This is a genomic window from Embleya sp. NPDC055664, assembly GCF_053618075.1.
The window spans coordinates 31,875-54,105 of sequence record NZ_JBSHGZ010000025.1 but is presented as its reverse complement, the minus strand read 5'-3'; the positions used below and the strand labels follow the sequence as shown (position 1 = coordinate 54,105).

The following is a 22,231-nucleotide window of genomic DNA, read 5'->3' as shown; positions in this document are numbered from 1 at the left end:
TTCTCGATAGGGAGGAACCACCGTGCTGCACCGACGACTTCGCCTCGCCTGCCCGGCCTGCGCGTGCCTCGTGCTCGTGGCCTGCGGTACGTCCGGCTCGCCGAACCACACCACCACCCGCACCGCCCACTACGAGGTCGGCGGCCCCGTCCGCAGCGTGGTCGTCGCCGGCGCGGCAGGCGACGTCCGGGTCGGCCGGACCGAGTCCGCGAGCGTCGTGGTCACCGAGACCAAGCGCTTCGGTTCGGCCGAACCCGTCACCGAACACACCCTGACGGACGCGACGTTGACCCTGCGGCAGACCGTCCGCGACGGGGCCCAGGTGTCGTACGAGGTGGCCGTTCCCCAGGGGGTCGCGGTCGAGGCGGTGACGTCGTCGGGCCGCATCACCCTCGTCGGGTTGTCCGGCGACGTGTCCGCGCACACCACCGGTGGTTCGATCGAGGGCAAGGAGCTGACCGCGGGCACCGTCACCGCGAAGGCCGACGAGGACGCGCTCGACCTGTCCTTCGCGAGCCCGCCGGCCCGCGTCGACGCCGACGGCGACACCGCCCGCGTCCGGCTGCCGGCCGACGTCGGATACGTGGTCGACGCGACCAGCGACCGCGGCGCGGTCCAGGTCGAGGTCCCGCGGGACGCCGCCGCGCCGTATCACGTGAACGTGCACACGCGGTCCGGCGACGCGAGCATCCTGCGGGCATCGTGAGCGCCGGCCTCGGACGGCGCATCGGTCAGACGTCCCGGCGCCCCGGCAACCACCCGGCCGTACCGAAGGCGAGCACGAGGTAGACGCCGCAATCCACGGCCACCGTGAGCCGGGGGCGGCCGATAAGGGCATTCGCGCTTATGTGACGCAGGTCACATATTTTGGGTCATACCCATAGCCGTCACCGACCGTGTACGGGATGTCCACACATCGTGCTTCGAAGGGACATCGTCATGCGTCTCCGCAACTTCGTACTCGGGCTCGCCACCGGTGGCGCCATCCTCACCGGCACCGTGCTGGGTGCGGCTCCCGCCCAGGCCGCCCCCGCAACGGTCGCCTGCACCCACCCGTGCCACCCGCCGGCCAGCCCCGGCTACACCTACATCACCGACTACTACTGGGCCAGTGCGTGCAACGACACCGGCAACCAGGGGATCAACGCCCATCGCTGGTCGAGCTACCAGTGCACCGGCGGGGGCCAGTTCGAGAACTACGAACTGTGGGTGAAGTAGCCCTCGAATCCCTCAGGGCCCGCGCCCGGGACGTGCCACCGCCCACTCGAACGCCGTCCCCACCGCCACCGCACGCGGCGGGGACGGCACCGGGTTCCCGGTTTCACCAGCGCCGAACAGGCATCGTCTGCTGAACCGGGCGCGGAGCGCGAGCCACCGATCACGACAAACGGGGGACGTCGACCGGTCGACCGGCCCCACGTCGCGATTCCAGCGCGGCGCCGTTCCCCTCCGCGATCCGGACGACCCGTCCGGCCCGGTCGAACAGCGCCACGAGACACCCGGCGCGCTCCGCGAGCCATGCCAACACCCGTGCGGTGGAGGCTCGTTCGCGGCTCGTCGCCGAGTTCGACGCCGGCGGGGCGGTACAGCGGCGGTGGCCGTGATGGGTTCGATGATGTGTTCGGGGCGGTCGTGCTGCCGCTCGCCGGGTCGGATCAGGCGGCCGGGTCGGGGACGGACGCAAGGGTGGCCGATCGGGACGGGTTGCGCAGCAGGTCGAGGGTGATCTCCGCCGCCACGAGGTCTTGGGCCCCGAGTCCGATGAGCTTGGCGATGGTGATCTGCTCGCGGTTTTCCCGACCGACGTGCCTGGCCGACAGGAGTTCGCCGATCTCCGCGTGGATGTCGGCCTCGGAGATCGCGCCTTCGGCGATGGCGGCGGCCAGGTCGCCCGCGAATCGTGGCGCGTGCGCGCGGCTGTCGACGGCGATCAGGTCGGCGCGCCGGAAGCAGGCCGGGTCCAGTTCGGCCTTGGTGAGGTCGTCCGAGCCGATCGCGGTGATGTGTTGGCCCGGTCTCAGCCAGGAGCCCTCGACGATGGCACGCCTGCTGCCGGTCGCGGTCACGATGACGTCGGCGGCGCGTACGGCCCGTTCGGGGTCCTCCGCCACCGACACGGCGAGTCCGGGCGCGTCGTCTTCCAGCGCGGCACGCAGTGCCCGTGCCGCGTCGCGGTCACGGCCCCACACGATGACCGTGTCGAGGGGCCTGACCATGCGGGTGGCGAGAACCTGGAGGCGGGCCTGCGTTCCGGTGCCCAGGACGGTGAGCACTGTCGCGTCCGGCTCGGCCAACGACCGGGTCGCCACGGCACCGGCCGCGGCGGTGCGGATATCGGTGAGGTAGTGCTCGTCGAGCAGCAACGCGACCAGGTCACCGGTGGCCGCGTCGTGGACGGCGAGGTATCCGCTGTTTCCCGAACGATCGCCTGTCGCCCGGGCGGCGAACCAGGCAGCGACCTTCACGGTGAAGACCGAACGCCCGGGCAGCCAGGCCGACTTGACGTGTACGTCGCCCTCCTCCCCCGCAGGCGCGAATACCGAGATCGGCGCCTCGCCCAGGCCCCGGCTGACGTCGATGAAGGCCCTGGTCATCGGTTGGAGCAGGTCCGCGATCCCGACGGCCTTCCGGATGGACGCGGCGGTGAACACCTCGGGGCTCGGCGCCGCGCCGGCGGCGGTCTCGACTGCGCCCGCCGCGATCACCGCCGCCCCTCCGCCGGCAGGGTGCACAGCGTGCCGGTGCCCACCGGGGTCACCGTGCCGCCGACGGTCACCCGCTCGACGTCGTCCGGCCGACCGTACGCGGTGATCGTGATGGCGCTGGGCCGCCCCACGAATCGTCCCTGCTCCAGGGTCAGTCGACGACCGTCGACGGCGTGCCCGTGGCGCAGCAGATACGCGGCCACGCAGCCCGCGGCGCTTCCGGTCGCGACATCCTCCTGGACGCCGTCGTTGTTCCAGTGCCTGCCCTGGAGGGAGTCGACGTCGAGCACATAGACGAACTCGGCCCCGAACACGGCGATGAACGCGTCGAAGTCCGGGATGTCGATCCGCGCCCTGCCCAATACCTCGGCGTCGCGCACCGGCACGATCAGGTAGCGCAGGCCGGTGGAGTGCACCTCCGTCGGCAGGTCCGCCCGGAGGTCGTCCTCGCTCAGACCCAGCGAGCGGGCGACCGCCGCCCGGTCGATGGCGTGTTGATCGGTGACCAGTTCGGGACGGCCCTGGTCGAGCAGGGCGAACACCCTGCCCATGTCGTCGCCTCGGGTGTTGACCCGTACGGTCCGGGCGGGCAATACGAACGTCCACAGGAGTTCTGTGCCCGGGCCGACCGGGGTGCCCAGGTGGAGCACCGCCGCGGCACCGATGACCGGGTGCCCGGCGAAACCGAGTTCCTCCATCAGGTCGAACACGCGCGCGTGGTACACGTCGCCCACTCGGGTCACGAAGATCGACTCGAAGTGTCGAAGCTCCTGGGTGATCCGGAGCATCCGGTCCGCCGACAGCGGGGGCGGATCGACGAAGACGGCGAGACTGTTGCCCGTGTAGGGCTGTTCGGCAAATACGTCCACATGGTGGTAATCGACGAAAGAGGATGCCATGTGGTCAGCCTAGGTACGACTCCGATCATGGGGAACGGCAATATCGATGTGTTCGACATAATCGATCGTTATGGGCAACGATCTTCAGATCTCCGACCTGCGGGCCTTCGCCGCGGCGGTGCGGGCGGGCAGTCTCACCCGGGCCGCCGTCGCCCTGGAGTCGAGTCAGCCGGCGATCAGTCAGCGGATCCAGCGCTTGGAGCGAGCCGCCGGCAAACACCTCATGATTCGAGACACGCGCGGCGTGCGACTCACCGAAGCCGGTGAGTCGCTCCTGGCCTATGCCGAACGTATCCTCGCGCTCCACGAGGAGGCTCGCGCATCGGTCGGGCATCGCGGCGCGACACCCACCGGTCGACGCACCGTCGGCTTCCTGGAAGACCTCGCGATCACCACGCTGCCCACCGCACTCGCCGACTTCGCCATGCTCTACCCGCGCATCGACCTCGAAGTGCTCATCGGCCCGGCGAGGGAGCTGCGCCGGCATGCCGAACGCGGCAAACTGGACCTCGTGTTCGGCGACCCGAGCGTCATGGGCGAGGCCGAGCTGCGCTGGCAGCGTCGGGTGCCGCTGGTCTGGACCTGCGCTCCCGGCTTCGATCCACGGACCGATCCGCTGCCACTGGCACTGTTCTCCCAGCCGTGTCAATGGCGGCAGCCGGCACTGGACACGCTGAGCAGGCACGGCCGCCGCTGGCGGATCGCCTTCCAGAGCACCAGTCTGCACGCCGTACAGGCGGCGATCTCCGCCGGGATCGGAGTCGGCGCGCTGATGGCGGAGAACCTGCCCTCGGGCGCCGTGCGGCTCGGCGAACAGCACAACCTCCCGCCCGCGCCGACGGTCGAGATCGCCATCTCCCGGCGGGCCGACACGGACACCGATCGGTCCCTCGTCGCCCTGGAACGCATCCTGCGCCGTCTGGTGGCCGTCGCCGAGTGAACCGCTTCCGGCCATGTCGAACCGGTCCCGACCGTCACGGATCGCCGACGGCGCGGCGCAGGATCTCGCGGAGGTTCACCGGTTCGTCGCGGGTCGCGGTCCAGGCGAGATGCTGGTCGGGGCGCACCAGGGCGAGGGCGGTGGGCGGGTAACCTCCTCCCGGTCGCGGGGGCTACCTCGATTCGGCGTGGATGCCGGTCATCAATGCGGCCAGGTCCTCGGGGGCCAGGAAGGAAGGCGGGGGTGGCGGGCCCCAGTTGAACAGGCCCTTGGCTCCCTCCAGGACCTCCGGTGTCCACAGTTGGTCGTCGACCACGCAGTCCATGTCGGAGTAGTACTCGCTGAAGTTGCCCGCCGGGTCCTTGAGATACCAGAAGAAGTTCGACCCGGCGTGGTGGCGGCCCAGGCCCCAGACGTGGCGCTCGGGGTGGTCCTCCAGCATGGCGGCGGCGCCGCGGCCGACCTCGTCGATGTCGTCGACCTGCCACGAGGAATGGTGCAGGAACGCCACCGGCGCGGCCAGGACCAGGATGTTGTGGTGGTCGGTGGAACAGCGCAGGAACGCCCCGTGGTCCTTGATGTAGTCCGATGCCTTGAAGCCGAGCCCGTCACGGAAGAAGGCGGTGGTGGCGTCGAGGTCGGTGGTGCCGACGACGGCGTGTCCGAGCTTGCGGGGGCGGACCGGTTCGGTACGCAGGACGCCGGGTGCGCGGGAGCCCGTGCGCTCGACGCGGCCGGGACCGTTGTAGGCGGTGGGCGCGACCGGTTCCTGCGTCGGGCGTGGGGCGATTTCCAGGACGGCGCGCACGGCCGTGGGCGTGTCGTATGCGGTCAGTGCCCCGTCGGCGATGTGGCAGTCGACGCCGAGCCGCTTCAGGCGGGACGCGCTCGCCGCCAGGTCGTCGGGGGTGTCGACGCCGACCCTGACCTCCACCAGACGGCGGGTCGGCGCGTGCACGATCCTGAGCTGACGCCCGGCGTCCTGGGTGGTGAACCAGCCGTCTCCGTCCGGGGTCAGGCCGAAGTCCGCGTAGTAGGCGGCGGTCTCGGTGACATTGGGGACCCCCATGGTGATGGAGGTCAGTCGGTGCAGTGCCACGAGAGGACTCCCTTGTCGGTCGACGCCCGGTCTCAGGCCACGAAGGTCTGGCGCAGTTCGCCGATGCCTTCGATGGTGCTGACGAGTTCGTCGCCCGCGGCCAACCAGCGCTGCGGGTTCCGGCCGAGGCCGACGCCCGCGGGGGTGCCGGTGAAGATCACGTCGCCCGGCAGGAGCGGCAGCACGGCGGAGAGACGGGCGACAAGTGTGGGCACGGAGAAGATCAGGTCACGGGTGCGGCCCTTTTGGACCTGTTCCCCGTTGATCGCGCAACGCAGTTCGAGGTCGTCGGGATTGTCGAACTCGTCCGGTGTCACCAGCCACGGTCCCATGGGCGCGAACCCGGGATACGACTTGCCGAGGCTGAACTGCGGTGCCGGGCCCGCCAGTTGGATCACCCGTTCGGAGATGTCCTGGCCGACCGTCAGCCCGGCGACGTGGCTCCAGGCGTCCTCCTCGCGGACACCGTGAGCACGACGTCCGATGACCGCGACCAGTTCGACCTCCCAGTCGGTGTGGCCGTTTGCCGGCAACTTCACCTCGGTGACGGGTCCGCTGATGCTGGTGGCGAACTTGGTGAAGACCGGCGGGAGTTGCTCGGGCACGGTGAACCCCGACTCGGCGGCGTGGTCCCGGTAGTTCAGGCCGATCGCCAACGTCTGCCGCGGCGCCGGGGCCGGCGCGCCCAGTTCGCCGTGCTCGAACGCCACGCCGGCGGGAAGGTCGCCGGCGGCCCAGGTACAAAACTCCTCCCACCGCTCGTAGACGGCCTGGGGGTCGGCGGAGAAGCGGCCGTTGCTGCTCCGTTCGACGTCGACGGCCTTGCCGTCGACGATCAGGGCCAGTCGGCCGGAGAGGTTGGCGATGCGCATGACGGATCTCCCGGAGGAATGGGTGGGGCGGGTCACTCGCGCGCCTCACCCAATAATTAAGCATGATGATTATTCAGATTTTGCGGCGGCGAGAGCCACAGCGTCAAGAGCTGAGGCAGAATGAACATGGTGAATACAGCGGTCCGATACAGAGGGAGTGGACGTGCCAGTCGATCCGGACAGCCTCGCGCCGACCAGGAGGCCGGGAGCCGCCTCTCGTGACAGCCCCACCGCGGCCGGCCCGCGCCCGGGCGGCGGCTCGGCGGGCGCTCGAAACACCGGGAGATCTCCCCGACCGGCGGGCTCGGGGCGCGCCGAACGAGCGGCGCAGCAGGTCACGGAGTTGATCGAGACCGCGCCCCCCGGTTCCCGGCTCGGCACGAAGGAGGAACTGCGCACTCTCTGCGAGGTGTCCGTGGGCACCTTCAACGAGGCCCTGCGGCTCCTCCAGGCCCGGGGTCTGGTCAATGTGAAACCCGGCCCGGGCGGGGGGCTCTTCAGCGCCGAGCAGTCTCCCATGGTCCGTCTCGGCAACTCGGTCCTGGCACTCGACGCGCAGCAGAACGACGTCGCCGAGGCGGTGCGCATCCGTAACGCACTGGACCCGCTGCTCGTCGAGGACGCACTCTGGTACGCCTCCCCCGCCGAGATCGCCGCACTGCGCCCGCACATCACCGCCATGGAGAGCGCCGTGGGCGACGCCGACCCGGTCGCGTTCGTACACGCCAACTGGCGCCTGCACGCCGCGATCGCCGCGATCAGCCCGAATGCCTTGCTCGGTTCGCTGTACACGCACCTATTGGAACTGATCGAGACACACACCCTGTCGGTACTGCCGACCGGCGATCAACCCCTGGGCGAGTACATCGCCGACCGCCACGCACTGCACCGCGACCTGGTGGACGCCCTGGACCGACGCGACCGCGACGAGGCCCTTCGGCTCATCCACGAACACAACACCACCCACGACACCACTCCCGCGTATGCGGCGCCCCCCGAGGGGAGTTCGACCTCGCGCCGGCGGCCCTGAGCCCGTCCTCCGCCACGGATTCGGACTTACCGGCCGACCTCGAGACCGGGCGCCATTGGCTTGACGAGTTTCGGTTTGGTGGAACTTTGCCGGCCGGGTGTTCGATTTCGCCCTATTGGGTAGGACATGAGTCCATTGTCGACCGACTTTGAGCCCATTCCTCACCGGAGGTTTTGTCATGCGCCTGCATGCCATCACGTTTTATGCGCCCGCCGCTGCGGCCCTGCTCGCTCTGGCCGTACCACCGGGGACCGCTCACGCGGCCACCGGCAACTTCTTCTACCGGCAACAACCCGGAGACATCGAGCGCATCCTGACCAATCCCGTGAACGACGTGTGCATTCCCCTGGGAAACGGCGGAGGCCCGATCTCCAACCAAACCGACCGAGTGGCCAATGTGTACTTCGCGAACAACTGCACCGGCGGGATCTTCGGATTCTTCAACCCCGGCACCAACGGCACATTGCCCGAGTATCACAGTGTGAAGTTCACCGAGTTTCCGCCGTGATTGCCGTTGGATCGTCGGGGAGCGCCGTACCCGTGGGTGGTGGGTATCGGCGTGACCCGACGGTGTGAGAGGGCGCGTCGGCCGATCGGATGACTTCGGTGTCGACCGACCGTCGTCGGGGGATCGGCCGAGGCGCCGACGGCGGGTCGGGGGGACGGGCGCAGGATGGGAGACGCCATGCTGCCCCGTGGAGGAGCCCGTCATGACCGAACGTCCCCTGTCCCCGGCCGACCACGCCCTGTCGGATGCCGCCGGCCGCGGTGATCTCGACGGTGTGCGTGCCGCGCTCGCCGCGGGCGCCGATCCGGCGGCGCGGGACGACCGCGGTCACACGGCGCTGTTGTGCGCCGCCCTCGCCGATCACGTGGCCGTTGCCGAGGTGTTGGTCGAGGCCGGGGCGGACGTCGATGCCCGCGACGATCGACTGGACAGCCCGTGGCTGGTCACGGGGGTCACCGGCAGCGTGGCGATGATGCGCGCGCTGCTGGTGGGCGGGCCGGACGTCACGCTTCGGAACCGGTTCGGCGGGGTGTCGGTGATTCCGGCCGCCGAGCGTGGGCACGTCGGATACGTCCGCGCCGTGCTCGCCGAGACCGCCATCGACGTCGACCATGTCAACGACCTCGGCTGGACCGCCCTGCTGGAGGCCGTCATCCTCGGCGACGGTGGGCCGGCCCATCGTGAGGTGGTGGACGTCCTGCTCGCCCACGGCGCCGATCCGCTGCTGCCGGACGGCGACGGCGTCACCGCCCGGGCCCATGCCGAGCGTCGCGGCTTTCGGGAGATCGCCGCCGCTCTGCGGGCCGCGGAGCAACGCATCGACGACTCGCGCCGGGACGGGGCGTGACCGCCCGGGACCGCGCCGCTCGGGCCGGCGTACTCGCCGTGCCGGCCGCCGTCCTGCTCGCCGGCTGTGGTGGATCCACGCCCGCCCGGGCTCCGGCACCTGCCGCGACCTCCGCCGCCTCGGCCCCGGCCGCTCCGGGTTCGCCCGCGACGACCCTGCTCGTCACCGACTTCGGCGCCGACACCGTCACCTTCGTCGACCCCTCCCGCACCGGCCGCGCCGCCGACCTCGGCTCGGTCCGGGTCGGCACCGCGCCGTACGGGCTCGTGGTCGTCCCCGACGGCATCGCATGGGTGGCCACCGCCGAGGGCGTCGCCGTCGTCGACACCCGCACCCGCGCACTCGCAACGCGGATCCCCTACACGACCCGGACCGGCCGCGTCGGCACCGGCGAGTACCGGGGCGGCGGCATGGGCATCGCCCTCTCCCCCGACGGCCCCCGGATCCACGTCGGCGTCAACGTGCCCGGCGACGACGGCGCGCTGGAAGTCGTCGACAGCGCAACCCGCGCCGTCACCCGGGTCGTTCCGGTCGGCCGCCGCCCCTTCGACGTCGACGTCTCCGCCACCGGGCCGATCGACTCCGACGTCGACGCCGGCCCGTCGCTCACCATCCGCGCCCCCGACGGAGCCGAACACGTCGTCCCCCTCGACGGGCCCCACGAGAGCGTCACCCTCTCGCCCGACGGCCGCACGGCCTACGTCTTTGGCGGCTTCACGCGCGACGGCGGGTGGAATGGCCTCACCCTGGTCGACACCACCACCGGCACCACCACACGCCTACCCGTGGGCCGACTCCCGCTCGCCATCGCCGTGCTCCCGTGACGCCCGAGCCGCTCGGTGGGCCAGTACGTCGCCCATGTGCGCTTCGGCCCAGTGCTTGAGGTCGACCATGACGCGGTTCAGGGACAAGCCGAGGTCGGTCAGTTCGTAGGTGACGGTGACCGGCACCGTGGGTGTGACCGTACGCGTGACCAACCCGTCGACCTCCAGGGAGCGCAGGGTCTGGGTGAGCATCTTCTGGCTGGCGCCCGCGAGTCGGCGGGACAGTTCGGAGAAGCGCATCGACCGAGGGCCGTCTCCGTGGTCGACCCCGGGACGGTGCGGGCCGTCGCTGCCGAGCGCCGCGAGGATCAACGCGACCCACTTGTCGGAGATCCGGTCGAGCAGTTGGCGGCTGGGGCAGCCCGCCATGAACGCGTTGTAGCTCGCCTTCTCCTCGGCCCGTCGCTGGGCCGCCGTCCGGGTCGACATCGATCGCACCTTCCTCACCCGAGGGGGGCATAGGCACTTTCGAGTGCCTGCTTCCGCCAAGAGGTTAACGAAACCAGCATGGAGCTCGTAAACGATCACCCCTCCGCAAGGGAACAACGCCATGAATGCCGCCACTTTCCGCACCGCCGTCGTCCGCGTCCCGAACGGGCCCGACTCGATCGAGATCATCGACGTGCCCGTCGCCGAGCCCGGTCCCGGCCACGTCCGCGTCGCCGTCGCCGCGGCGACGGTCAACCCCACCGACCTCGGTGTCGCGGCCGGCTTCTTCCACACGATCGGACTGGTCAAGCAGCCCGAACACACCGGACTGGGCTGGGAGTTCGCCGGCGTCGTGGACGCGGTCGGGTCGGGGGTGGACCTGGCCGTCGGCACCCGGGTGGCCGGCCTGGTGGTCGGCTTCGACCGCGACTACGGCACCTACGCCGAGCAGATCGTGGTCGCGGCGGCCGACGTTGCCCGGGTCCCCGACGAACTGGACCTGGTCGCCGCGGCCACGGTCCCCCTCAACGGGTCGGCCGCCGCGCATGCCGTCGACCTGCTCGGCGACGCGCCCGCCGGCGCCGGCCGCCTGCTGGTGACCGGCGCGGCAGGGGCGGTCGGGGCGAACGTCGCGGTCCTCGCCCGGGAACGCGGTTGGCAGGTGACCGGGCTCGCCCGTACCGGCGACGAGGAGTTCGTCCGCGGCCTCGGCGCCGACTTCACCACACACGCCGAGCCGGAATGGGACGCGGTCGTCGACCCGGCGCAACTCAACGACCAGGCCCTCGCGTTGGTCCGCGACGGCGGCGCGTACGTCGGCCTGCGGCCCGGCCTCGAACCCGCCACCGAGCGCGGAATCTCGGTCGCCTCCGTGTTCACCGCCTCCGACCCCACCCGTCTCGCCGACCTCCTCACCCGCGCCGCCGCCGGCGAACTCCCGACCCGCGTCCACGCCGTCGTCCCGCTGGACCGGGCCGCCGAGGCACACCGGGCCACGGCCGAGAGCGGCCTCCGGGGCCGCTACGTCATCCGCCCCTGACCGGCCCGGCGCCGAGCGCACCACCCGCCCGCGATCACCGGCGCCGGCCGACCCTTGGCCTTGGCCGGCCACGACATCGGCGAATACGACTCCGTCGTCGTGTCACACCTCCAACGCGCCTGCCCTCCTTGGCCGGTCGGGGCAACCCATGCCGCTCCCGGGAGCCGATTCGGCGGCGCGTTCCGCTCCGTGCGGGGTGATCGCGGGCATGATGTGGGCCATGACCCACATCGCCCGTCGCATGTTCGAGCTCCTGGAGCCGATCTGCCTGGTCACCTTCTTCGCCGACGAGTGCAACGAGGAGTTGGCCGCGCTCGGCCACCGCACCTACTGGGACGGCTACTTCGCGAGCCGCGCCGCGCCGTTGGGGCGGGTGCCGGCGGAGGTCGTGCACGCGGCCTTCTACAGCTTCGCCGAGGGGGAGGCCGCGCGGCACATCCCGAGCGCATGGGAGACGATCCCGCCCGAGGCGTCCCTGGCCGCGCGCGAGCGGGGCAGCGCGGCATCCGTACGGCGCATCCTCGGCGACGAAATGGCCGACTCCCCGGGCCTGGTGCGCGCCGCCGACCTGGCCACGAAGGCCGCGACGAGCGCGCCCGTGGGAGGTCGGGTGATGTACGCCGGGATGCGCGCCCTTGCGGTGCCGAGCGACCCGGTCGCCCGGCTGTGGCATTCCGCGACCATGCTGCGCGAGCACCGTTGCGACGGGCACATCGCCTCGCTCGTCGGCGCGCGCATCGGCGGTACGGAAGCCCACTTGCTGGACGCGGCGGCGCAGGGCATCCATCCGCCGGAGTCGTTCGGGCGCGTCCACCACCTGCCGAAAGGGACACCTCCATCGAAGGCCGTAGCTCGTCGGCCCGGTACTTCGCCACAGGCGGTGGGCCCGTTCGATCGGGGCCTACAGATCAACAAGTGCGCGGTGGCGGCGATCGCGGAAGCGTCCGGCTCGTCGGGGTCGACGGTGCTCGCGTACACCGCCACCGACGCGCCATCCACGACGCCCCGGACCGGGTAAACGGCTTGTACATCACCGGGCCCGCGACCTCGATCGCGAACGCCCGTGCCGCGGCGGGGTTGTTCGTGATCAACGTACGCGGGACACTCAGCCCGCACTCGGCCGCCACGCGCAGTTGCAGCGGCTTGTACTCGGCGTCCGCCGCCTCGGCCGCGGCGCGGGCCGGATCGCTCGCAGTGGTCGGGGCGGGCGATCCGGCGGCCTGATCGGTGCTACGGCACGGTCAGGACGACCTTGCCGGTCACCCGTCCCGTGTCGCCCAGCATGTGGCCCTTGGCGGCCTCGGCGAGGGGGAACACGGCCTCCACGACGGGGCGCAGCGATCCGGCGTCGATCATGGCGGCGATCGCGCGCATCCCTTCCTGGTCGGCTTCGACGAGCATCGGCCGTACCCGGACACCCGCCGCGGCGCGTGTCGCCCGGTCGGCCAGGTCGTCGGGCAGTTGGGTCAGGGCGATCGACACGAGTTGTCCGCCCGGCGCGAGTACGCTCAGCGACCGCGCGGCGGTGTCGCCGCCGAGGGCGTCCAACACGATGTCGACGGGTTCGATCGTGGTGAAGTCCCGGGTCCGGTAGTCGATCATCTCGTCGGCGCCGAGCGAGCGGACCACGTCGTGCTTGGCGGCGCTCGCCGTCCCGATGACGTGGGCGCCGCGCGCCTTGGCGATCTGTACCGCGAAATGGCCCACCCCGCCGGCGGCCGCGTGCACCAGCACCCGCTGACCGGGCCGCACCCCGGCGGTGTCGACGAGGGCCTGCCACGCGGTGAGCGCGGCCAGCGGCACGGCCGCGGCCTGCGTGTGGTCGAGGCTTTTCGGCTTGGCGGCCATCGCCCGCGCGGGGGCCACGACGTACTCGGCGAAGGCCCCGGCTCCGGACGGGTACGGCAGCATGCCGAACACCTCGTCGCCCGGCTCGTGCAGCGTCACCCCGATGCCGATCGCCTCGACGGTGCCCGAGACGTCCCAGCCCAGCACCAGCGGAAGCCGGCCCAGGAAGCCGGCGAATCGGCGGTGCTTCCAGTCCGTCGGGTTCATGCCGGCCGCGTGTACCCGCACCAGGATCTCGGAGGGGCCCGGCACCGGCCGGGGGGATTCGATCTCGTGAACGACGTCGGGCCCGCCGTACACGTCCTGGCTCATCGCCTTCATGGTGCTCTTTGCTTCCTGTGCGGTGGTGGCATCCGTGCTTGTCATGGGACCCAGCATGTCCGCAATGCGACCAGGCAAAACAGTGGCCCGAAGGTCATCATGTGCAATGATCGGGCCATGGCCATCGTCGGTGCATCGCCCACTTCCGTTGCGCTCGGGTCGGACTCCGAGCCGTTCTCGTGCATCCCCGCGCCGGTCTCGGACGAGTCCGCGCCGGTTCCACACCGCGTCGTGGTGCTGGCCGTCGACGGCGTGATCCCGTTCGAGCTGAGTCTCGCCGCGCGCCTGTTCGGCGCCGCGACGGATGCCGCGAACCGGCCGCTGTACGACGTCGTGACCTGCTCGATCGACGGGCGCCCCGTGCGCACCGCGGCGGACTTCGCGATCACCGTCGAACACGACGCCGCGGTGCTCGCGACCGCGGGCACGGTGGTCATCCCGGCGTCCGAACGATTCGCGGAGATCGTCGACGGCGCCGCGATACCCGCGCCACTGGCCCGTGCGCTGCGCCTGATCCCGCCCGACGCCCGCATCGTCTCGATCTGCATCGCCACCTACGTACTGGCCGCCGCGGGCCTGCTCGACGGCCACCCGGCAACCACGCACTGGCGGCACGCGGAGCGCCTGGGCCACCTGTATCCGCAGGTCAGCGTGACCTCCGACGTGCTCTACGTGGACGCCGGCCGGGTCCTGACCTCGGCGGGCGCGGCCTCCGGGATCGACCTGCTCATGCATCTGATCCGGGTCGACCACGGCAGCGCGGTCGCCAACCTGGTCGCGCGCCGCTGCGTGGTGCCACCACAGCGCGAGGGCGGCCAGGCGCAATACGTCGAACGCCCCGTACCCCCGACCGCCGACACCGGCACATCCGCCACCCGGGCCTGGGCCCTGGAACGGCTGCACGAACCGCTGTCGCTGGAAGACCTCGCCCGACACGCGGGCATGAGCCGCCGCACCTTCACCCGCCGCTTCCGAGCCGAGGTGGGCCAAAGCCCCGGCCAATGGCTCACCCGGCAACGCGTGGACCTGGCCCGAGAGTTGCTGGAAACCAGCGACCTACCGGTATCCCGCATCGCCGAACGCGCCGGCTTCGGCACCGACGTCTCCCTACGCCAACACCTACACACCGCAATCGGCGTCTCCCCAGGCACATACCGCCGAACCTTCCGAACCTGACCCCTCCCCCTGCAGCGGCGCCGCTCCGGTCCTCCGAGGGAGTCACCGAAGCGGCGGCCCTCCGGCCCTGAGACGCCGACCGACGCCTCCGTGCGCTGGTGGGATTCACCCTGACGAGCACGTGGACGAGATGAGCAGGGGCCGGGTGTGTGGCCGGGGCCTCGAAGCGGGGAGTGGCTCATACGACATCGGTGGGCGGGGTGCGGGATCCGGCCGGTCGAGGTACCGAATAGTGCGTACTTCCGCCCCGGGCGGTCGCGATCTACGGTCGCATGGATCAATCGGTCGAACGAAACCGGCCGACCACCGCACCGTCTGCTGCCGTGGTTGCTCGGCGTTTTGGTATGAGAGGGAACAGCACATGAGGATCGGCGTACTGGGCACGGGCGAGGTCGGACGACGGCTCGCCGGCAAGCTCGCGTCACTGGGTCATCAGGTCACGCTCGGCTCCAGGACGGCGGACAACGCCGAGGCCAGGCAGTGGGCGGCGGACAACGGCGGCGCACACGGCACCTTCGCCGACGCGGCCGGCGCCGGCGAACTCGTGGTGAACGCGACCGGCGGCCTGGTGTCGGAGGCCGTGCTGGAGGCGGCGGGGGCCGACAATCTGCGCGGCAAGATCCTCGTCGACGTATCCAACGCACTTGACTTCTCCGAGGGGTTCCCGCCCAAGGTCTTCACCCCGGACGGCGGCAGCCTCGCCGAGCACCTGCAAAAGGCGTTCCCCGAAACCCGGGTCGTCAAGACCCTCAACACGATGAACAACACGGTCATGGTCGAGCCCGGTCTCGTACCCGGCCACCACAACGTATTCCTCAGCGGCGACGACGAGGCCGCCAAGGCCGAAGTGGCGACCCTGCTGGGCTCCTTCGGCTGGACCCCCGCCCAGATCATCGACCTCGGCGACCTGTCCAGTGCCCGCGCGACGGAACTCCTGATGCCTCTGTGGCTACGCCTGTACGGGGTCCTGGGCCCGGTCGACTTCAACATCGCGGTCGCCATCGCCCCCACCGCCGACCCGGCCTCGACCCACGCATGACCCGGGTCAGGCGCAACGGGTAACCGACCACCACCGTCGCCGGGGGCGCCGGGCCCACCCGGCCCGACGCCCCCGGTCACGCCGAAACCCGGTCGCCCCGTGGGAGACTGGGTTGGTGATCGGGCAAGGGGCCTCCCCGGGGGCGTTTGTGGCGACGTTGGATGCGTACGATCTCGGGGCGGGCTCGGGGGGCGTTCATCGTGGGCTGCCTTCGTCCACCGTGTCGATCACCATTCCCGAGGACGACTTTCTCGAGGTCGGGTGGGTCGCGCGTTCGGGCTCGCGCAGCCGCCACCGCGCGGTGGTGGCCGGCCTGCACTTGGATGCGGCCGAGTTGCGACAGCGAGGCTGCACCCGTGGTGTGTTCGTCACGCTCGATCCGCTGGGTGCCAGGGCGTTGCTGGGGCTGCCTGCGTCCGCCCTGGCCGGACACGTGGTCGACCTTGCCGACATCGTGCCCGCGCTCGCGGATCTCCCGGAGCGGCTGGCGGCCTGCCGGACCTGGCCGCAACGTCGCGCGCTGGTCGAACGGTCCCTGCTGGCCGGCCTGGCCCGGCACGGTGCGCGCGACAACGCCCGCGAATTGCGGGCCATGCTCACAGCCCTGGCCCGCACCGCCCGGGTGGACGAGGCCGCTCGCCGACTCGGATGTTCCAGGCGGCACCTGAGCACCAGGGTTCGTGCCGAGTGCGGGGTGACGCCGAAGGAGTACCAGCGTCTGGTCCGCTTCGAAACCGTCCGCCGCCGGCTCGCGGCCGTCGGCACCGCAGGGGCCGGTCTGGCGGACGTGGCCGCCGCGTCGGGGTTTGCCGATCAGGCGCATCTCTCCCGGGAGTGGCGGGCCATGGCCGGGTACACACCCACCCAGTGGCTGCGCGCCGAAGGCCCGTCCGCGAGGAAACCGTCCGCCCGCCACCGGTCCTCCGGCGAGGCGACCGCATCCGGTTGACTTCCGCCGGGCCGGAGACCGCGGCCGATCCCAAATGTTCAAGACTCGGCCGCCGCCCCGCCTCATGATCGGTACATGACACAGACCCGAATCCTCCCTCGCCTGATCGTGTCCGACCCCGACCGTGCGTCGGCCTTCTACCGCGAAGTCCTCGGCGCCGAGGAAGTGTTTCGTGCGCCGGGCGACGACGGCCGCCCCACCGTGGTGGAACTCCGCCTCGGCGGGTGGTCGTTCCGGGTCTCCCCCGCCGTTGCGGCATGGGGGTGGGTATCACCACGTGATCTGGGCGGCTCGCCGGTCCTGCTGGAGATCGAGGTCGACAACCCGGACGAGGTCGGCGAACGCATGACCGCCCACGGGGCCGAGGTGGTCGTGGCCATCGAGAACCGGCCGTACGGGAAACGTTCGGGTCGCATCCGTGACCCGTTCGACCATCTGTGGATCGTCACCGGAGAGCCCGCCCTCGACGACATCCACGCGAACTGACCACACCTCGCCCCGGAGTGGACCGGACGGAGGTGCATGCGCTCGCCCGCCCCACACAGTGGCCGATGCAACGCCAACCGCGGCGTTCCCAGCCCCGAGGGCACGTGCCTTCGCCCGCGTCCCCATAATGTCGCCGTGACCCTCCCCCTCCCCGAGCCCGCGCCGCTCGCGGCTTCCGCAACGCCGGCGATGCCCGCGATGCCCGCACCGCCCGCGACACCGGCCGCCCCGGTGGAGTCCACCGTGCGGGTGTCCACCCTGGAGCTGTTCTTCGACCTGGTCTTCGTGTTCACGGTGACCCAGCTGACCGCCGCGATCGCGCACGAGTTGAACCCGACCGGGATCACCCGGGTGGTGCTCATGCTCGCGCTCATCTGGTGGATGTACAGCGGCTACGTGTGGCTGACCAACACCGTGCCGCCGACCACGCCCCTGCGCCAGACGCTCCTGATGGTCGGGATGGCGGGCTTCCTCGTGGTCGCGTTGGCCGTTCCGCACGCCTTCGACGGGACCGGGGAGGCGTTCGGATTCGGGTACCTGATGTTGTCCGGCGTGCACTTCGCGATGTTCCTCGCCTCCGGCGGCACCCGGCAGGCGTTCATCCGGATCGCCCCGTTCAACATGTCCAGTACCGCCTTGATCGTGCTCGGCGGCTTCCTCGACACCAATGCGCAACTCGCGGCATGGGCCGCTGCGCTGGTCGTGCAGATCATCACGCCCTACGTCGCCGGCAACGACGGCTTCCGGTTGAGCGTCCCGCACTTCGTGGAACGGCACGGTCTGGTGGTGATCGTCGCGCTCGGCGAGTCGGTGATCGCGATCGGCGTCGGCGCGCAGGGCCTCGCGCTGAACGCGACCCTGATCGCGACGGCGGCATCGACCCTGACGGTGTGCTTCGCCATCTGGTGGGCGTACTTCGGCGCCGAGGACGACGAGCACGCCGTCGTCGCGGTCCTGGAACGCATGGAGCCCAGGGCCCGCAATCTGCGCGCGCTCAACATCCACGGGTACGTGCACTACGGACTGCTGCTCGGCATGCTGCTGTTCGCGGCCGGCGTCAAGGGCGCGATGGCGCATCCGTCGGACCACCTCGATACCGCGCATGCGGGCACGCTGGTGGGCGGACTCGCGCTCTTTCTGGCCTCGGTCGTCGTCATCCGTCGGACCTTCGGGATCACCCCGAACGGCTACCGGATCGGCGCCGTGCTGACCCTGCTCGCCACCATCCCGATCGGCCGCTTCGGCTCGGCCCTGGCCCAGATCGCCGCCATCGCCGCGATTCTGATCGCGTACGGCACGCTGGAAACCCACCATCGCCGGCGGCACCCGGCGGGTCCGCTCGACGTACACACCGGTTCCGTGACGTCGGTTCGGCCCGGGTAACCGCGCCCGGGAAACCGCGGCCCGGGAAGTGCGTCCGGGAACTCCGAACAGCGGGCCGGGCGTTGCGCCCATGAACCGGATCGTGCCCACGTCGGCGTGGGAACGGCGCAGACCGAGGAGGGCGCGATGACCCGGCGACACGTCGCCGTACGTCCTCCCCGCGTCGGCTCCCCCGGTACCCACCGGCGCCGCGGCGCACATGCCCGCGTCCGCACCGCGCGCTTCCGGCGCGATGGGTGGCTCGGGGCGTTGCTCGCCGTCGCCCTCGCCCTGCTCGGCGCGTTGGCCGCCCCCGCATCCGCCCACGCGGCCGACGGCCCGCCCGACCGCACCTCCACCTCCGTCTCCGCGCACACCGCCGCCGACCCGGGGCACGTACGCGACGTCGCCGACGAGGCGACCCGCGACGTGCGCCGTGGTCCGCCGGCACCGCTCGCGGCCCGCGACCTCCACGACGAGCGGCACCACCTCCACCACCCCCACGACGCGGCGCTCACCGGCCGCGCCGGCGCGCTGCCGCCGCCCCCGGGGCATCGAACCTCCGCGCTCGGCGCCGACGCCGATCCTTCGCCACGCCGTTTCGCGCTCCCGCCGGGCCGCGCTCCACCGTCTCCCCGGGCTCCAGACCTTCCCTGAGTCCGATCGCCGCGCGCCGACCACCGGCCGCGGTGTATCCGTGGAGACCATCCTTGCCACGTGCCACCAAGGTGCGGGCGTTGTTCGCCCTCGCCATCCTCGCCATGTCCACCTACATCGCCGCCACCATGCCACCGCGCCTGGGCCTCGACCTGCGCGGCGGTACCGAGATCGTGCTGGAGACCCGGGACTCGCCCACCGCGAAAGCCGACCGCGACGCCACCGATCGAACCCTGGAGGTGCTGCGTCGTCGCGTCGACGCGCTCGGCGTCTCCGAACCCACCCTGGTCCGCTCGGGCGAGCGACGCATCATCGTCGAACTCCCAGGCGTGCAGGACCCGCGCCGCGCCGCCGAGGTACTCGGCCGTACCGCACAACTCACCTTCCATCCCGTTCTCGACGTCGTCGACCCGACCGGCGCCCCGACCGCGGCCGACGCCGAGGGACGCCGGGTGTTGCCCGACGAGTCGGGCCGAATGCTGAAACTGGACGCGTCCCGGATGACCGGAGCCGACGTCGACCGCGCCCGGGCGCTGCTGGATCCGGCCGGTGGCTGGCACGTCACGCTCGACCTGCGCGGTCGGGGCGAACGGGCCTGGGCCGCACTCACCGCGGACGCCGCGTGCGCACCGTCGGGAAGCCCCGCGCGGCGCGTGGCGATCGCCCTGGACGGCAGGGTCGTCTCCTCGCCCCAGGTCGAGCAGTCGGTACGCTGCGGCACCGGCATCCTCGGCGGATCCACCCGTATCACCGGCGACTTCGACAAACGTGCGGCGCGCGAACTGGCGCTGTTGATCAACGGCGGCGCGCTGCCGGTACCGGTCGAGACCGTCGAACACCGCGCCGTGGGGCCCACGCTGGGCGAACGGGCCATCGAGGCCGCGATGTGGGCCGCGATCGTCGGCGCCGCGCTGACCGCGCTGTTCATCGCGTGCGTGTACCGCCTGCTCGGCGTCCTCGCCGCGCTTGCCCTGGTCGGCTACGGGCTGATCGCGTACGCCGCCCTGGTCGGCGTCGGCGCCACCCTCACCCTGCCGGGACTCGCCGGGTTCGTACTGGCCGTCGGGATGGCGGTCGACGCCAATGTGCTGGTGTTCGAACGGGCCCGGGAGGAATACCTCGCGCGAACCGCACCGGCCCTGCGTCCGTCGCTGACCCGAGGTTTTCGCAACGCGTTCGGCGCCGTCGCCGACTCCAACGTCACCACCCTGATCGCCGCCGGCCTGCTGTTCTTGCTGGCCGACGGCCCGGTGCGCGGATTCGGGGTGACGCTGGGCATCGGCGTGCTCGCGTCGATGGTCAGCGCGCTGGTGGTCACCCGGGTCCTGGCCGAGTTCGCCGTGACGCGCGCGGCGGTCCGGCGCCGGCCCCGAATCAGCGGCATCGCGCACGCGGGCCGGGTGCGCGAGTGGCTGGGCCGGCGCGATCCGAACCTCATGCGGCATCGCCGACGCATGATGGCCGTATCCGGCGTGCTCGCGCTGGGCCTGGCGGTGTCCGGCGTGGCGGTACGGGGCGTCGACTTCGGCGTGGAGTTCACCGGGGGCCGGCTCGTCGAGTACGCGACCACGCAGGCGGTCGATCCGGACCGGGCGCGGGCGGCACTCGCCGACGCCGGATTCCCCAAGGCCGTCGTACAGGCGTCGGGCGATCACGAACTCACGGTACGTACGGGCAAGCCGACCGACGCCGAGGAGGCGCGGATCACCGCGACGGTCGTCGAACTCGGCCACGGCGCGGAGAAGGTGCGCGACGAGTTCATCGGGCCGAGCCTGGGGAAGGAGCTGCGGCTCAAGGCCACGATCGCCCTCGGGGTGGCTCTCGCCGCCCAGATGGCATACCTCGCGGTGCGGTTCCGCTGGACCTTCGGGGTGGCCGCGGTCGTCGCGATGGCGCACGACGTGCTGATCGTGGTGGGCGCCTTCGCGTGGCTGGGACGTACCGTCGACGCGGTGTTCCTCGCCGCGCTGCTCACCGTGATCGGCTACTCGGTCAACGACTCCGTCGTCGTCTTCGACCGGATCCGCGAACTGCGCCGCGCACCGGGTGAGCGCTCGCTCGCCCGGATCGCCGACACGGCGGTGTTCCAGACCCTGCCGCGCACCGTCAACACCGGTTCGGGCGCGTTGTTCGTCCTGATCGCACTGGCGGTGTTGGGCGGCGACTCACTGGCCGACTTCGCACTGGCGCTGCTGATCGGCGTGGTCGCCGGTACGGTCTCCACGGTAACCGTCGCCACACCCGCGGCAGTCGCACTGGAGTCACGCACGACACCCGCGCCACCACGCACGCCCCGCCCCCAACCCTCCCCCGACCCCCACGGCGGGCGCGTCCCCCGCCCCGGCCGCACCCCACACGACAACGGCGCCCGTATCTGACCTCACCGACCGCCCCGCCGCGGCAGGCCCGCCCCCGGCGCAGCCTGCCGTGACGGTGCGCTCCACATGGCGGCTTCGAGCAGCGATCAACCGCCCGGTCGACGACGCGTGTCGAGCCGCCGGCCGAGCAACGCGACCGCCTCGCCCAGCAGGGCGATCTCGCGGGTGGTCAGGTTGGGGTCGGCGCGGCGGAAGCGTACGGCGTGGTCCAACGCGTCGGGAGGCACGGCGCCGACGGTGGCCAGGAACGCGGTGAGGAACTCGGCGGCGAGCGCGGCCTCCGTCCAGGCGGGGTCGACCGCGACCTGGGCAAGGATCAGCGCGGATACGGCGACGTCGAACTCGGGCCGGCCCTCTCGGGAGTTGCGCCAGTCGATCACCACCGGCCCGCGCGCTTCGAGCATGATGTTCGCCGGGTGCAGATCCAGGTGCACCGGATGCTCCCTCGGCCTGCCCGGGATTCGTGGCGGCAGCGCGTGGAGGCGGGCGAGCAGGTCGGCCAGCTGTTCCGCCGCCGCCGACGTGGTGATCTCCCCGCTGCCCAGCGCCTGCAACATGGTCGGACCGGTGAGTCGTTCGAGGACCAGATCGCCGCCCTCGGCCGAGTAGACCCGTGGTACCGGAAATCCCAACCCGCCCACGTGGGCCATCATCGAGGCCTCGGCGGCCACGTCGCCTCCGTCCCGATACCGGCGCAGGACGCGCTGCGCGTCGAGAGCGAAGACATCGGCATCACGGCCGGTCGCCACCATCACGAGGTCGGTCACAGCGCGACTGTACTGTCGTACGCCGAAGCGCGCGCAAGGCTTCGGCGCCCGGACGG

The 22,231-nt window shown here is 71.4% G+C and carries 23 protein-coding genes and 1 pseudogene; 16 read left to right on the top strand and 8 right to left on the bottom strand.

What is annotated here, in order from left to right; translation table 11 throughout:
- Positions 1-22 precede the first annotated feature (22 nt).
- Positions 23-706 (top strand): DUF4097 family beta strand repeat-containing protein, encoded by a 684-nt coding sequence (locus tag ACWGR4_RS31955; protein WP_380010839.1) that lies wholly within the window; start codon positions 23-25, stop codon positions 704-706.
- Positions 707-939: 233 nt separating this feature from the next.
- A complete protein-coding gene (locus ACWGR4_RS31950) occupies positions 940-1,218 on the top strand; it encodes a hypothetical protein (protein WP_380010842.1) in 279 nt (92 codons plus the stop codon).
- Positions 1,219-1,655: 437 nt separating this feature from the next.
- Here the strand turns inward: ACWGR4_RS31950 and ACWGR4_RS31945 are convergent, their stop codons facing one another.
- Together ACWGR4_RS31945 and ACWGR4_RS31940 are read right to left on the bottom strand one after the other, a co-directional pair.
- The gene (locus tag ACWGR4_RS31945; protein ID WP_452132165.1) at positions 1,656-2,705 is read right to left on the bottom strand and encodes an ornithine cyclodeaminase family protein; all 1,050 of its coding nucleotides are present in this window, start codon (positions 2,703-2,705) and stop codon (positions 1,656-1,658) included.
- Complete coding sequence (locus ACWGR4_RS31940) at positions 2,702-3,604, bottom strand: PhzF family phenazine biosynthesis protein (protein ID WP_452132166.1); 903 nt, start codon at positions 3,602-3,604, stop codon at positions 2,702-2,704. The genes ACWGR4_RS31945 and ACWGR4_RS31940 overlap by 4 nt, the downstream gene beginning before the upstream one ends.
- A gap of 70 nt (positions 3,605-3,674) precedes the next feature.
- Between ACWGR4_RS31940 and ACWGR4_RS31935 the strand changes: the two genes are divergently transcribed.
- Positions 3,675-4,544, top strand: coding sequence for a LysR substrate-binding domain-containing protein (locus ACWGR4_RS31935; protein WP_452132167.1), 870 nt, complete (start codon positions 3,675-3,677; stop codon positions 4,542-4,544).
- A gap of 34 nt (positions 4,545-4,578) precedes the next feature.
- Here ACWGR4_RS31935 and ACWGR4_RS31930 read toward each other — a convergent pair.
- The 3 genes and pseudogenes from ACWGR4_RS31930 to ACWGR4_RS31920 all read right to left on the bottom strand — a co-directional run.
- Positions 4,579-4,683 (bottom strand): annotated as a pseudogene (locus tag ACWGR4_RS31930) (aromatic-ring hydroxylase C-terminal domain-containing protein); the annotation flags it as partial.
- Between the two features lie 33 nt (positions 4,684-4,716).
- Positions 4,717-5,643, bottom strand: a complete 927-nt coding sequence (locus tag ACWGR4_RS31925) for a VOC family protein (protein WP_380010854.1) — start codon at positions 5,641-5,643, stop codon at positions 4,717-4,719.
- Positions 5,644-5,675: 32 nt separating this feature from the next.
- Positions 5,676-6,515, bottom strand: a complete 840-nt coding sequence (locus tag ACWGR4_RS31920) for a fumarylacetoacetate hydrolase family protein (protein WP_380010857.1) — start codon at positions 6,513-6,515, stop codon at positions 5,676-5,678.
- A 163-nt stretch (positions 6,516-6,678) separates the two neighbouring features.
- Between ACWGR4_RS31920 and ACWGR4_RS31915 the strand changes: the two genes are divergently transcribed.
- The 4 genes from ACWGR4_RS31915 to ACWGR4_RS31900 all read left to right on the top strand — a co-directional run bounded on the left by ACWGR4_RS31915 (position 6,679) and on the right by ACWGR4_RS31900 (position 9,724).
- Positions 6,679-7,545, top strand: coding sequence for a FadR/GntR family transcriptional regulator (locus ACWGR4_RS31915; protein WP_452132168.1), 867 nt, complete (start codon positions 6,679-6,681; stop codon positions 7,543-7,545).
- 178 nt (positions 7,546-7,723) lie between these two features.
- Positions 7,724-8,053 carry a hypothetical protein gene (locus ACWGR4_RS31910; RefSeq protein WP_380010863.1) on the top strand — a complete coding sequence of 110 codons (330 nt, stop codon included), beginning with the start codon at positions 7,724-7,726 and terminating at the stop codon, positions 8,051-8,053.
- A gap of 202 nt (positions 8,054-8,255) precedes the next feature.
- Positions 8,256-8,900, top strand: coding sequence for an ankyrin repeat domain-containing protein (locus ACWGR4_RS31905; protein ID WP_452132169.1), 645 nt, complete (start codon positions 8,256-8,258; stop codon positions 8,898-8,900).
- Positions 8,897-9,724 carry a YncE family protein gene (locus ACWGR4_RS31900; protein ID WP_452132170.1) on the top strand — a complete coding sequence of 276 codons (828 nt, stop codon included), beginning with the start codon at positions 8,897-8,899 and terminating at the stop codon, positions 9,722-9,724. Before ACWGR4_RS31905 ends, ACWGR4_RS31900 begins: the two co-directional genes overlap by 4 nt.
- Here the strand turns inward: ACWGR4_RS31900 and ACWGR4_RS31895 are convergent.
- The gene (locus ACWGR4_RS31895) at positions 9,680-10,153 is read right to left on the bottom strand and encodes a winged helix-turn-helix transcriptional regulator (RefSeq protein WP_452132171.1); all 474 of its coding nucleotides are present in this window, start codon (positions 10,151-10,153) and stop codon (positions 9,680-9,682) included. The genes ACWGR4_RS31900 and ACWGR4_RS31895 overlap by 45 nt on opposite strands.
- 121 nt (positions 10,154-10,274) lie before the next feature.
- On the opposite strand from ACWGR4_RS31895, the gene ACWGR4_RS31890 reads away from it, so the two are divergent.
- Positions 10,275-11,192: an alcohol dehydrogenase catalytic domain-containing protein gene (locus ACWGR4_RS31890; RefSeq protein ID WP_452132172.1), complete on the top strand. Its 918-nt coding sequence runs from the start codon at positions 10,275-10,277 to the stop codon at positions 11,190-11,192.
- Positions 11,193-11,412: 220 nt separating this feature from the next.
- Complete coding sequence (locus ACWGR4_RS31885) at positions 11,413-12,210, top strand: SCO6745 family protein (RefSeq protein ID WP_452132173.1); 798 nt, start codon at positions 11,413-11,415, stop codon at positions 12,208-12,210.
- A gap of 212 nt (positions 12,211-12,422) precedes the next feature.
- On the opposite strand, the gene ACWGR4_RS31880 is transcribed toward ACWGR4_RS31885, so the two are convergent.
- Positions 12,423-13,361, bottom strand: coding sequence for an NADP-dependent oxidoreductase (locus tag ACWGR4_RS31880; protein WP_452132175.1), 939 nt, complete (start codon positions 13,359-13,361; stop codon positions 12,423-12,425).
- A gap of 117 nt (positions 13,362-13,478) precedes the next feature.
- On the opposite strand from ACWGR4_RS31880, the gene ACWGR4_RS31875 reads away from it, so the two are divergent.
- The 7 genes from ACWGR4_RS31875 (at position 13,479) to secD (ending at position 21,408) form a co-directional block, all read left to right on the top strand.
- Positions 13,479-14,537: a GlxA family transcriptional regulator gene (locus ACWGR4_RS31875; RefSeq protein ID WP_452132174.1), complete on the top strand. Its 1,059-nt coding sequence runs from the start codon at positions 13,479-13,481 to the stop codon at positions 14,535-14,537.
- A 361-nt stretch (positions 14,538-14,898) separates the two neighbouring features.
- The gene (locus ACWGR4_RS31870; RefSeq protein ID WP_380010878.1) at positions 14,899-15,576 is read left to right on the top strand and encodes an NADPH-dependent F420 reductase; all 678 of its coding nucleotides are present in this window, start codon (positions 14,899-14,901) and stop codon (positions 15,574-15,576) included.
- 220 nt (positions 15,577-15,796) lie between these two features.
- On the top strand, positions 15,797-16,525 hold the full coding sequence (locus ACWGR4_RS31865; protein WP_452131432.1) for a helix-turn-helix domain-containing protein: 729 nt from the start codon (positions 15,797-15,799) through the stop codon (positions 16,523-16,525).
- Between the two features lie 75 nt (positions 16,526-16,600).
- On the top strand, positions 16,601-17,011 hold the full coding sequence (locus ACWGR4_RS31860; RefSeq protein ID WP_452131431.1) for a VOC family protein: 411 nt from the start codon (positions 16,601-16,603) through the stop codon (positions 17,009-17,011).
- A 135-nt stretch (positions 17,012-17,146) separates the two neighbouring features.
- Complete coding sequence (locus tag ACWGR4_RS31855) at positions 17,147-18,394, top strand: low temperature requirement protein A (protein ID WP_452131430.1); 1,248 nt, start codon at positions 17,147-17,149, stop codon at positions 18,392-18,394.
- A 126-nt stretch (positions 18,395-18,520) separates the two neighbouring features.
- Complete coding sequence (locus ACWGR4_RS31850; RefSeq protein WP_452131429.1) at positions 18,521-19,030, top strand: hypothetical protein; 510 nt, start codon at positions 18,521-18,523, stop codon at positions 19,028-19,030.
- A gap of 53 nt (positions 19,031-19,083) precedes the next feature.
- Positions 19,084-21,408 (top strand): protein translocase subunit SecD, encoded by a 2,325-nt coding sequence (gene secD, locus ACWGR4_RS31845; protein ID WP_452131428.1) that lies wholly within the window; start codon positions 19,084-19,086, stop codon positions 21,406-21,408.
- 86 nt (positions 21,409-21,494) lie between these two features.
- Here the strand turns inward: secD and ACWGR4_RS31840 are convergent, their stop codons facing one another.
- Positions 21,495-22,175 carry a phosphotransferase gene (locus ACWGR4_RS31840; RefSeq protein ID WP_452131427.1) on the bottom strand — a complete coding sequence of 227 codons (681 nt, stop codon included), beginning with the start codon at positions 22,173-22,175 and terminating at the stop codon, positions 21,495-21,497.
- Between the last annotated feature and the right edge of the window lie 56 nt (positions 22,176-22,231).